The sequence below is a fragment of the Microcoleus sp. Pol12A5 genome, assembly GCF_036701435.1.
Classification (GTDB): domain Bacteria; phylum Cyanobacteriota; class Cyanobacteriia; order Cyanobacteriales; family Microcoleaceae; genus Microcoleus.
This window is the reverse complement of record NZ_JAUBQU010000071.1, coordinates 22,202-35,106: the sequence shown is the minus strand read 5'-3', so window position 1 is coordinate 35,106 and position 12,905 is coordinate 22,202. Positions and strand designations below refer to the sequence as shown.

Genomic DNA, 12,905 nt, shown 5'->3' with positions numbered 1-12,905 from the left:
AAGCGGCAGCGGTAAATCTTCTGTGGTGTATGCGGGATTAATTCCCAAATTGCGAAAAGAGGGAAACTGGTTAATTGAATCTTTCCGTCCGGGCAAAGAACCCTTTGTGCAGTTAGCTTTTGCCTTGGTGCGGCAATTAGAACCAGCAGCCGGTGAAACTCAACAATTGCGGGAAGCGGCGGGATTGGCAAGCGATATGCAGCAAGGTAGAATCACCGTGCAGCAGGTGGTATCTCGCATTTTAGAGCGCAGCCCAGGTAAACGGTTATTGTTAGTTGCAGACCAATTTGAGGAACTGTACACCCTTTGTCAGGTGCAGGAAGAACAGGAACGTTTTGCAGATGAGTTGCTAACGGCGATCGCCAAAGAAAATCTTACATTGGTTTTAACTTTACGGGCTGATTTTTACGGCTATATACTTTCTTATCGTCCGTTGCGGGATGCCTTGCAGGAATTTACACCCCAGTTACTCAGTTCCATGAAACGGGAGGAATTACAACAAGCGATTGAATTACCTGCCCAAAAGTTGGAAGTACAATTAGAGGCACAATTAACCCAGCGCATTCTCGATGATGTGGGGTCAGAACCGGGGAATCTGCCATTGTTAGAATTTGCCCTAACTCGTTTGTGGGAAAAGCAGCAAAACCGAGAGTTAACTCACCAAGCTTATGAAGAAATTGGCGGGGTAAAAAAAGCCATTGCCAATCATGCCGAACAAGTGTACCAACAACTGAGCGAAACCGAGAAAAAACAGGCACAACGTATCTTTGTGCAATTAGTGCGTCCGGGGGAAGGAACAGAAGACACCAGGCGTGTTGCTAGCCGTGCAGAAGTAGGGGAAGATAACTGGAATTTGGTCAGTTATTTAGCGGGATATCCAGCGCGTTTGGTAGTTACGGGGCGGCAAGAAACGGAAGATACAGTAGAGGTAGTGCATGAAGCGCTGATTCGGGAATGGGGAACTTTGCGCGAGTGGATGAATGCTAACCGTCAGTTTCGGACTTGGCAAGAACGGCTGAAGGTGGCGTTACGCGAGTGGAAAAATAACAACCATGACTCTGGGGCAATGTTGCGGGGTGCGCCGTTGACTGTGGCGGAAGATTGGTTGCGTCAACGTGCCGATGAAATGACCCAGGAGGAGCGAGATTTTATTCAGGTTAGCGCCAAAGAACGGGATAGGGAGAAACAGCAACAGGAACGCGGACGGCGACTGCAAATTATCGGGCTAAGTGGCTTTTCGATGATAGCTTTGGCTTTAGCAGGACTAGCTGGTGTTGGTTGGTGGCGTGCTGCTATCAATCAAATTAATTCTCTAGCTCAATATTCCGACGGGCTTTTAAATTTAGATGGGACGAAAGCTCTCAAAACAAGTTTAAAAGCGGTGGTGCAAATGCGACGTACACCTTGGGTAGATGCTAATACCCAGACCTACGTAGAATTGTCATTATTAAATACAGTTTCTAATGTGGCAGCACCAAACACTTTAGGGGGACACGCGAACTCGGTTAATCGTGTCAGTTTCAGCCCCAATGGCACACTGCTGGCCACTGCCAGTAGTGACCACACCGTGAAACTGTGGGATACCTCCACCGGCAAGCAAATTAACACCCTCAGCGGGCATACAGACTCGGTTGTGGCTGTCAGTTTCAGCCCCAATGGCAAGCTGCTGGCCACTGCCAGTGATGACAAGACAGTGAAACTGTGGGATAGCACCACCGGCAAGCAAATTAACACCCTCAGCGGGCATACAGCCTCGGTTTATCTTGTCAGTTTCAGCCCCAATGGCAAGTTGCTGGCCACTGGCAATAGTGAGAACACGGTGAAACTGTGGGATACCTCCACCGGCAAGCAAATTAACACCCTCAGCGGACATAAAGACGGAGTTAATGATTTCAGTTTCAGCCCCAATGGCAAGCTGCTGGCCGCTGCCAGTAGTGACAAGACAGTGAAACTGTGGGATACCAGCACCGGCAAGCAAATTAAGACCCTCAGCGGGCATACAGACTTGGTTAATGCTGTCAGTTTCAGCCCCGATGGCAAGCTGCTGGCGACTGGCAGTTGGGATAAGACAGTGAAACTGTGGGATACCTCCACCGGCAAGGAAATCAAAACCCTCACCGGGCATACAGACTGGGTTAATGTTGTCAGTTTCAGCCCCGACGGCAAGCTGCTGGCTACTGGCAGTAGTGACAAGACAGTGAAACTGTGGGATACCTCCACCGGCAAAGAAATTAAAACCCTCAGCGGGCATACAGAGGGAGTTAATGGTGTCAGTTTCAGCCCCAATGGCAAGCTGCTGGCTACTGGCATTAGTGACAAGACAGTGAAACTTTGGGATACCTCCACCGGCAAGGAAATCAAAACCCTCAGCGGGCATACAGACTGGGTTAGGGCTGTCAGTTTCAGCCCCAATGGCAAGCTGCTGGCTACTGCCAGTCGTGAGAACACCGTGAAACTGTGGGATACCTCCACCGGCAAGCAAATTAAAACCCTCAGCGGGCATACAGAAAGGGTTAGGGCTGTCAGTTTCAGCCCCGATGGCAAGCTGCTGGCTACTGGCAGTAGTGACAAGACAGTAAAACTGTGGGATACCTCCACCGGCAAGCAAATTAAAACCCTCAGCGGGCATACAGAGTTGGTTTGGGCTGTCGGTTTCAGCCCCGATGGCAAGCTGCTGGCTACTGGCAGTTGGGATAAGACAGTGAAACTGTGGGATACCTCCACCGGCAATGAAATCAAAACCCTCAGCGGGCATACAGCATGGGTTTGGGCTGTCAGTTTCAGCCCCGATGGCAAGCTGCTGGCTACTGGCAGTCAGGACAAGACAGTGAAACTGTGGGATACCTCCACCGGCAAAGAAATTAAAACCCTCAGCGGGCATACAGCCTCGGTTAGGGCTGTCAGTTTCAGCCCCGATGGCAAGCTGCTGGCCACTGCCAGTAGTGACAAGACAGTGAAACTGTGGCGGTTAGATTTTGGTTATTTAGTCAAGGAAGGATGCAATTTCATAGACAATTACCTCATACCTAATCCTTATGACGGAGATCCCCTGGAAATCAAACAAGATTTATGCAAAAAGCTTTGACAATTTTAGATTGAAAACTGCATAAAAAACCCAACCTCACTCCAATATAAATATCAAACTTTTCCCAAACCCTTACCCACCAACAACCATGACTAACCAAACCCCCAACTTCTACGCCCTCCTCATCGGCATCAATTTCTACTTCCCCCATCGTTTACCAGAAGGTAACTACTACAAAAACTTGCGGGGATGCGTGCGAGATATTAACAACGTCGAAACCTATTTAAAAGACACCTTCAATCTCACACCCGATCGAATTATTAAACTCACCGCCACTGCTTCCGACAATCCCAACCAACCCCAAGAACCCCCGGAACTCCTACCAACTTATGAAAATATCGTCGCCAAATTCAAAGAAGTAACCGCCAAAGCCAAACCTCAAGACCGAGTATATATTCACTACTCCGGTCACGGCGGACGGGCGAAAACAATTTTTGAAAGCCTCAAGGGTTCTATGGGTTTAGATGAAGCCTTAGTTCCCTGCGATATCGGTCAACCAAACTCACGCTATTTGCGCGATTTGGAATTTGCAAAACTTCTCGAAGAAATGGTGGAAAAAGAGTTAGTTGTAACTCTGGTACTTGATAGCTGTCATTCCGGTGGCGCAACCAGAGAAATGGAAACAGATGACTGGAGTATACGCAGTGGCGGTTTTATTGACACCACTTCCCGACATACAGATAGTTTAGTTGCACCACTTCAGGAACTAGCACAAAATTGGCAAGCTTCAACAGAATATAGCCGCAATATTACCGTCGTCAATGGTTTGTTACCAGAACCGAAAGGTTATACCTTAATAGCAGCTTGCCGAGATAATGAATTGGCTATTGAAAAGATTTTTGAAGGGACGGAACGCAACGGCGCTTTAACTTATTTTTTATTGAAAGCTTTGCGAGAATACCGGGGGACAGAGATTCCTGTTAAAGACTTGTACGATCTCATTTCTAATTTAGTTCACAATGACTTTGACCGACAAACACCGATGTTGATTGGCGAGACAAATCGCACTTTTTTGGTCGGTCAATCTATCTCCTTCACTCCTGGCGCATCCCTTCTCCGTAGTGTACCTGTTACGCGCACTACCCGCACTGTGCCAGTGATGAAGGTAGATATTACCAAAAACCGAGTCCAATTGCAAATGGGTGAAGCTAGCGGCCTTAAAAAAGGGGCAGAATTCGATATTTTTCGATTCGGGACGTGGAATTTTGAGGACAGCGAACAGCGAATTGCTACGGTTAAAGTTGTAGAGGTGGGAGCATCCGACTGTTGGGCAGAAGTAACGAAGCTACACAACGAATTTACAACCAGAGAACTCACTCCTAAATTAATAGAAGGAATGATTGAAATTGGTTCCCCTGCTGTCTATTTGAGTCCAGCGTTGAAACAAATTCGCAAAGTTCGGGTTATTCTGCCTGACCCGTTACCGCAAATTTCTGGTGTAAATGTGGCAATGCTGCCAGATATCCTCAAAGCAAAAAAAGAGCAAGTTGAAGGCCATCGCTGGATAGAATTCTATTCGGAATATGAAAAAGATGAGAAGGTGGATTATTTTGTTTCCCTGAATTCTGAAGGGGAATATTGGATTTTGGATGCTCAGAAAGAACCTATCAAAAATCTCCTGTTTCCGATAAAAGTTGATGAAAGTGAAGCTACCACAAAGCTAATCGATCGCTTAATCCATGTTGCCAGATATGAAACTATTTTGGATCTGGATAATGAGGATGCTTTTGCTTCGTCGTTAAATGGCAAACTTAAGGTGGAATTGATTAAATCAGTAAAACGCGAACAGGTAGTTTTGAATGCTGATGGTAATGTTCCTGTATTGCAAGTAGGCGAACGAGTTGTCGTGCGAATTCACAATGAATCCAATCGCACTTTAAATATTTCTGCCTTGATACTTCAGGCGGATTTGAGTATTGTCAAATTCTATCCTGAAGGTGCGCATTACGAAGTTGTAGATCGTGGACAATCCAGAGAAAAGCGCTTAGACATGGAATTACCCAAAAATTATCAGGAAGGAGTAGATGTCATTAAAGTATTTGCGACTGTGGATGCAACAAATTTTCAATTCTTAGAATTGCCATCCTTAGATCAATCTCGGAAAGGATTTGGGAATCAAAAACCGAAGAATGCGTTGGAACAATTATTGTCAGCAGTGGTGGATGAAGATAACCCGCAGCGCAATATTAGGGTGGTGACTGATGCGAGTGAAGAATGGACGACGGAAAAGGTGGAAGTGGTGGTGAAAAAAATGTAGTGCGCGCATCTTGCTGGCTGGCTGTTTTTGCCTAGTCGTTTTTGATGGACTTTTGGTTGAGGTAATCAGAACACATCTGTTTATCCTCTGCTGTCACTTTCGGGTTGTTTTTGAGATAATCACTTATTGACTCGCAGCCTAATGCCATCAGTTTATCAAAATCCCAAGTCCATAGTCTGATGGTCTTGTCGGCGCTTGCAGAAGCCAAGGTTTTGCCATCTGGACTAAAGGCGAGACTTCTGACTGCATCGCTATGCCCGGTGAGGGTGGCGATCGGTTTTTGGGTTTGCAGGTTCCACAGTTTGATGGTGTTGTCATGGCTTGCAGAAGCCAATATCTTGCGATCGGGACTCCATGCGACGCTATTAACCGAATTGCTATGCCCGGTGAGGGTCGGGATCTCTTTTTGGGTTTGCAGGTTCCATAGTTTGATGGTGTTGTCAGCGCTAGCAGAAGCCAATGTCAAGCCATCGGGACTAAAGGCAACGCTATTGACCCGATCGCTATGCCCGGTCAGGGTTTTGATGGGTTGTTGAGTTTGCAGGTTCCAGAGTTTGATGGTCTTGTCATCGCTAACAGAAGCCAATGTCAAGCCATCGGGACTAAAGGCAACGCTATTGACCGAATAGCTATGCCCGGTGAGGGTTTTGATGTTTTTTTGGGTTTGCAGGTTCCACAGTTTGATGGTGTTGTCACTGCTAGCAGAAGCCAAGGTCAAGCCATCGGGACTCCATGCGACGCTATTGACAAAACTGCTATGCCCGGTGAGAGTGGCAATGGCTTCTTTGGTTTGCAGGTTCCAGAGTTTGATAGTCTTGTCAGCGCCAGCAGAAGCTAAGGTCAAGCCATCTGGACTCCATGCGACGCTGTTGACAAAACTGCGATGCCCAATGAGGGTGGCCAGAGGCTTTTGAGTTTGCAGGTTCCAGAGTTTGATAGTCTTGTCAGCGCCAGCAGAAGCTAAGGTCAAGCCATCGGGACTAAAGGCGACGCTGTTGACAAAACTGCGATGCCCAGTGAGGGTGGCCAGAGGCTTTTGAGTTTGCAAGTTCCAGAGTTTGATGGTCTTGTCAGCGCCAGCAGAAGCTAAGGTCAAGCCATCTGGACTAAAGGCGACGCCATTGACCGTACTGCTATGTTCGGTGAGGGTTTTGATCGGTTTTTGAGTTTGCAAGTTCCACAGCTTGATGGTCTTGTCAGCGCTACCAGAAGCCAATGTTTTGCCATCTGGACTTATGGCGACGCTAATAACCGGATTGCTATGCCCAGTGAGGGTAGCGATGGGTTTTCCGGTTTGCGGGTTCCACAGTTTGATGGTGTGGTCATCGCTAGCAGAAGCCAATGTTGTGCCATCTGGACTTATGGCGACGCTACTAACCGGATTGCTATGTCCAGTGAGGGTAGCGATGGGTTTTTCGGTTTGCAGGTTCCACAATTTGATGGTGTTGTCACCGCTAGCAGAAGCCAAGGTCTTGCCATCTCGACTAAAGGCGACGCTAAAGACCGAACTGCTATACCCTTCCAAACTATTGCGCTCTTTTACTTCGGAAACTGCTTGTTGCAGCGCACCCATCACTTGTACTTGGATGTCTTTTGTCGTGTCGGCTGAAGCATCTAGTTTTTTTAATGTTGTTCCGGCTTTCAATGCTTCCAGCAGTGCTTGAAATGTCTGTCCAGAAATAAATGATTGATTGGAAAAAGCACTTTCCTGGATAGTGTTTGATAAATTATTAGCTTGAGTGACTTGCTTCCCGGCCAAAAAAGTTGCCCCACCTGCCACAACCAAAGCCACTATAGCAAAAACTGAAGTTCCAATTGTAATTTTTCGTGCCTTTTGCTGTGCCTTGGTTAGGGTCTGATTCGCTTCAGTCAAAATTTGATTAGCTTGTCTCTGAGCTTCTAAATCTCGTTCAACTTCCCGTTGTTGTAATTCCCGACTGGCATTTAAAAAATGATAATCTAAATCGCTCAAGCTTTTGCCTGCCGCCCAAGTTTGAGCCTCTTGCAATGCCTGACCCCGCAACAGTCGCGATTCATCTTGGCAATCAGAATCTTGCCAAGCTTTAAAAGTTTCGCTGTAGGGGCGGAGATTTGCTAATTGTTTTTCTACCCAATCAGCAGTAAAAACAGATTGATAAATTCGGTTATAAACTTTAAGTTTACCAGATTGCTGAACTACCAAACCTGTTAAACGGAGTTCCATTTGTTCGGCAGTATCATCAGCCCCTATCTCATTTTGTTGAAGAATTTGCTGATATATTCCCAGCAACCTACTTGCACGTTGTTTGCTGCTTAAAATGCGGTCTCTAATCGTCTTTAAATGCTCAGGCTCATCCTGTCCTTCCCAATTCTCAATCACCTTTTTTTTGACTAAATTCTTTACCCTATCGGGAGAGTTTTCGATAGACTCTGAATCTTGATAAAGCCGGAGTAATTTACAAACTTTTTGCGTTAAAAATGGCTGCCCCCCAGTCCAAGATAATATCGCTTCTAACACTGCTTGAGAATTTTCTGCTTGAGTTCCTAGTCCTACTGCTAAAGGTTGTGCTTCTGCTAATTGAAAACCAGTTAACTCAATGGCACTACCAATATTAAACGGGGTGCGAAGCTGATTGCTTATCAAATCGGAAGGCGTGGCGACCCCAATTAAAGCAAAGGTTAAACGGTTATATTCAGGCTTGTCTGCACGCTGGTTAAAACAATCACGAATCACTGCAAAAAAATCATCAATATTAAATGGCAAAGCCAATAAACTGTCAATCTCATCAACAAAAATAACGATACTTTTTTCAATCCAATTCAGCAATTCCTCTCCGATAAACTTGCTGAAACGTTGGATTGGAGACACCAGTTCGTGACTCGTCCACCATTCATATGAATCGAACTTATTGTAGAGTTCCAAACTATTAACTAGCGAGTCAATAATTCCAAAATACCACTCTTTAGGAGTAATATTTGCAGTACCAATTGCTGTAATATCAACGGCAGCACAGGCAAATCCTTCGTGCTGCAATCTAGCCATTGTTTGCACGCGCAAGCTAGATTTACCCATCTGTCGCGAGTTGAGAACGTAACAAAATTCTCCGGCTTTTAATCCGTCATAAAAATCTTGGTCAGCTTGTCTCCTAACATAAGTTGGTGCATCTACAGGTAGGCTACCACCTACTTGATATTCGTAATCTAAATCAGGTTTGTCATTCATTAATGAACTCCCAATCGATCTTTAAAATAAAGGCGGCAGAGATTGGACAGAGGAATCACATCATTACCTAGCAGCTTCACTAAACCCCTACTGCGAAGTTTAAACGCTAGATTGGCTTCTAATCGTACCGGAACCGAACTAGCAATTACTTGTTTCATTGCTGCTTCCAAATTTGGATCGGCAGTGAGATTAATTAAATGATAGCGTAAATGATCGCCGTAAATTCCTTCTTCAGTAGGCGCAGTCTGTAAAAATTCCTCTAAGGTTAAATAACCGCGAGCAATTTCATAAAGGGCTTTTCTTAACAGGTAAGGATGCCCATCTACCATTTCAATCAATTGTTCTATTTTGCGATCGGACCAATTCAGTTGATGTTTTTGTACTAACTCAACAATTTCTTGATAGTTAAATTCTGGTAAATCAATTGGTAAACCTACATTAAAAGGCGACTGGTTGATATTCAAGGGAATATAAACTTCTTTGGAATGGGAAATTACTAAACGCAGTTTTTTCCAAGCTGGTTCGTTTTTTCCTTTTTCGTGCCACGCCCGCAGTAAACCAAAGAATTCCTGCGCTACTTGGGGATAAGGAAAAATTCGATCGACTTCATCTAATCCTAAAGTTAATGGTGTGGTAATTGTTGCTAACAGGTAGCGCTGAAAATAGTTGCCGCATTTTTGTTTGCTACCCATGCCTTGTTTCCAGTAGTCTATTACTCGGTCTTCTAAATTTAATTCATTGGTAATCTCACCACAAAACCATTGCAACAAATGATCGAGATTACCAAGAAAATTACCATCAGCAGATTGAAAGTTTAAATAGGCAGTTTGATGTCCCTGTTCTCTTGAATGGTGTAAAATGCGCTGTAATAAAGAAGTTTTACCCATTTTACGGGGTGATTTAATTCGGATCAAAGCTCCTGGTTTGGCAATAGTTTGGTAGCATTCCGATTCAATGGGAGGACGAGCGATATATAGGGGTGAATCTAAACTAACAGAACCTTCTGGGTTATCTAAATTGAGGAGAGGAACAGGTGGTGAGGGGAGCGAGCGCGCATTTGCTAACGCAGAGGAAGACTCCTCAAGTATATTGTCAATAGCAGGAACGATCTCTTGTTCTGCTGTCTCCTGGTCTGAATTTTCTGGCTTCTTCTTTAAAACCGGCGTGAGTTCTTCTGGAATGCCGGCCATTGTGATGCTGACGCAACCTGACTTATAAGCAAACTCGATAGATTCTCCGGCTGCCAGCGCATCATAAAATCCTATGGCGAATTCCCTCGCAGCATTATCTCCTACCGCTTGCTTCATACCAATAACATAGGGAATATGATGTGCGATCGCAGCCGCTTGTACGTCCGAATAGCAGGCGTTGAGTACCACGCATTCTACCCGATCCATAAACAGCTCGAACAAACGTGCTAAAGCTTTTGCATTTACCAGTTTAATCTGTCCCGTCTCATCCTCTAGAGCTAAACCCTCCTCTCCCACACCATGGCCGGAAAAATGGACAATCTCTGGTTTATAATCAAGTACAGCTCGCTGCATATCTCGTGGCGTTACCGCCCACTGTTGCTCAAGTTGAAATTTTTCACGCTTTTTAGAGCGTTGCAACCCATCGGCAATTTCCTTAACCTCTTCACCTAAACGCAAAACCGTAGAGTTCTTAGGGTTCGCTGCTAAAAACAAGATGGTTTTTTTCTTTCTTGAGGAACTACTCATAAATGGGACTTTGACTAAAGGTGATTCGCTATTACTCCCTTTGGACCCCAAGAAGATCTAGTGAAGAGGACAAGGCTTTGCTGCGGGCTTTTATAGATATTGGCTCGCGATCGCCCATACAAGATATTATTGTTTTTTCATGCCGATCTACTTACTAGATTAAGTTTAGCAGCTCTACGGGAATATACTGTATCCTGTCAGGTAAATTAACCACAATTATTGTAGCGGCGGGTTCACGCGCGATCGGCAATATCAGCCATAACTCCCGTAAACCCGATTGTAGTGGGAACTTTTACCCTCGAAAATCTCCCAAAGCTTTCAATGCAAACTGTGGCAAAGCTAACATCCTGCGCCAGCGCCAAGGTTCTTGATAAAGTCGGTACAACCATTCTAAATGATTGTCGCAAAACCAAGCCGGCGCGCGGTCTTTTGTTCCCGCCCAAATATCAAAACTGCCGCCTACTCCCACCCAAATCGAATTAGGGCAAAGGTGTCGGTGTTCGGCAATCCAAAATTCTTGGCGCGGCACTCCCAATCCTACAAAAATTAGTTTGGGCTGCATTTTTTTGAGGCTTTCACGGAAGTCTTTCTCTTCATCTGGGGAAAGATAACCGTGTTGAGAAGCAATTGACAATCCGTTAACTTTTTGCTGCCAATTTTTGGCCGCAGCAGCCGCCACTCCTGGGGAACCTCCAAAGAAAAATAGTGGTTCCGAATCAGGCAATTTTCCGGCTTGTTGCAGCAGCGATTCTGCTAATTCAATCCCCGGATAGCGCTGTGCCGGTTTGCCACGCAGCCGCAAGTACAGCACCACTCCCGAACCGTCGGGAATCACCAGTTCCGCTTTGCAGATTACATCCGCTAAGGCCTGATTTTGCTCGGCTTGCATGGCCATTTCAGCATTCAGCGTCACGACGTGACTTCCTAACCCTTGATGCAGGCGCTCCATCAGCCAACCTGCATAATCATCTAATATGTGAACTGGTAGTCCCAGCACTGAAAATTGCGGGCGCGATCCATCCATATTTTTTTCTTTGAAATTCCTACACACCTAGTTATTTAAATTAGCTTAGATTGGCGATCGACGCTAGACCAGTCTTGGTCGCAAAAAAGCCGGTTTGTGCCACCAACAGTCTGTTAAGTCATCGTTCGGTGGCCCAGAAACCGGTTTTTTTGTAAGCGACGGGTCGCGCAAGTTCATTAGAGTTTGCCAGCCAAGTGCGATCGAGCATTAGTGTTCGATTTTTTTGACAGAGCCGTCTGCGTACCATTCCATCGGTACTAGCTCAATTTTACCATTAATTTTCACTGTAGAGTATACAACTTTCACGAAAGGAACGCTGTTGTTATTGTGGTTTTTGGTAGACATGGCAATTATCTTTTTGTGTTTGGATAACTTGAGAAACGATCTAATATCTGATATATTTAAAAGTCTATTCACCGCAAATCTACTCGCATCAGGAAAAAGAAGGAAAACGAAATGGCGATCGCAAAAACCCAGCGGCAAAGCAGGTTGGATTATTACTACCAGCAAATCAAAAACATCATCCTCAAGCGCCAAAATCCTATTACTGGTTTGCTGCCGGCGAGTACCGCCGTTAACGCCCACGGCGACTACACCGATGCTTGGGTGCGCGACAATGTGTACAGCATTCTCGCAGTTTGGGGTTTGGGTTTAGCTTACCGCAAAATTGATGGAGATCAGGGCAGGACATTTGAACTCGAACACAGCACAGTCAAACTGATGCGCGGCTTGCTGTTTGCGATGATGCAGCAATCGAGCAAAGTAGAACGTTTTAAAAATACTCAGTCGCCGCTAGATGCCCTGCACGCTAAATACAATACTCAAACTGGAGGTATTGTTGTCGGTGATGACAAGTGGGGACATTTACAGTTAGACGCTACATCTATATTCTTATTAATTCTTGCTCAAATGACGGCTTCCGGCCTGCACGTAATTTTTACAATAGATGAAGTCAATTTCGTGCAAAATTTAGTTTACTACATCGGTAGAGCCTACCGCACGCCGGATTACGGAATTTGGGAAAGAGGTCATAAAATCAATCGCGGTAATGCAGAATTGAACGCCAGTTCAGTTGGCATGGCCAAAGCAGCCCTGGAAGCAATAAATGGGTTAGATTTGTTCGGTATTCAAGGTTCTCAAGCGTCGGTTATTCACGTTTTGCCCGACGAAATTGCCAGAAGTCGCATAACTTTGGAATCGCTTTTGCCTCGCGAATCTAGTTCAAAAGAAGTAGATGCCGCTTTATTGAGTGTGATTAGTTTTCCGGCTTTTGCTGTGGAAGATCGAGAATTAATAGAACGGACTCGAAATAAAATTATTGACAAATTGCAAGGAAAATACGGCTGCAAGCGGTTTCTGCGCGACGGACACCAAACAGTGTTGGAAGATGCCGATCGCCTGCACTACGAACCCACAGAATTAAGGCAGTTCGAGCACATTGAATGCGAGTGGCCGCTATTTTTCACTTATTTATTCTTGGACGGCCTATTTCAGGGAAATCAAGCCCAAGTGCAGGAGTACCAGCAGCGTTTGGAATCTCTGGCAGTCGATCGCTCTGGTGTGCCACTACTACCAGAATTGTACTACGTCCCCGCCGAAAATATAGAAGCAGAAAAGCT

Annotated in this window: 7 protein-coding genes; 3 read left to right on the top strand and 4 right to left on the bottom strand. The window is 45.4% G+C overall.

The annotated features are described in order from the left end of the window. Both QUA45_RS18585 and QUA45_RS18580 read left to right on the top strand, forming a co-directional pair. The coding region (locus QUA45_RS18585) for a WD40 repeat domain-containing protein (protein ID WP_333221796.1) at nt 1–3,085 on the top strand (3,085 nt) is incomplete at its 5' end. An 88-nt stretch (nt 3,086–3,173) separates the two neighbouring features. Continuing rightward, complete coding sequence (locus QUA45_RS18580) at nt 3,174–5,342, top strand: caspase family protein (RefSeq protein ID WP_333221795.1); 2,169 nt, start codon at nt 3,174–3,176, stop codon at nt 5,340–5,342. 31 nt (nt 5,343–5,373) lie between these two features. On the opposite strand, the gene QUA45_RS18575 is transcribed toward QUA45_RS18580, so the two are convergent. The 4 genes from QUA45_RS18575 to QUA45_RS18560 form a co-directional block, all read right to left on the bottom strand. Next, nucleotides 5,374–8,544, bottom strand: a complete 3,171-nt coding sequence (locus QUA45_RS18575) for a WD40 domain-containing protein (protein ID WP_333221794.1) — start codon at nt 8,542–8,544, stop codon at nt 5,374–5,376. Further along, a complete protein-coding gene (locus tag QUA45_RS18570; RefSeq protein ID WP_333221793.1) occupies nt 8,544–10,262 on the bottom strand; it encodes an AAA-like domain-containing protein in 1,719 nt (572 codons plus the stop codon). Before QUA45_RS18570 ends, QUA45_RS18575 begins: the two co-directional genes overlap by 1 nt. Before the next feature lie 292 nt (nt 10,263–10,554). Then, a complete protein-coding gene (locus QUA45_RS18565) occupies nt 10,555–11,286 on the bottom strand; it encodes a WecB/TagA/CpsF family glycosyltransferase (protein WP_333097113.1) in 732 nt (243 codons plus the stop codon). A 207-nt stretch (nt 11,287–11,493) separates the two neighbouring features. Further along, a complete protein-coding gene (locus tag QUA45_RS18560; protein WP_190657693.1) occupies nt 11,494–11,631 on the bottom strand; it encodes a hypothetical protein in 138 nt (45 codons plus the stop codon). Between the two features lie 111 nt (nt 11,632–11,742). On the opposite strand from QUA45_RS18560, the gene QUA45_RS18555 reads away from it, so the two are divergent. Continuing rightward, on the top strand, nt 11,743–12,905 hold a 1,163-nt coding region (locus QUA45_RS18555), incomplete at its 3' end, for a glycoside hydrolase family 15 protein (protein ID WP_333221792.1).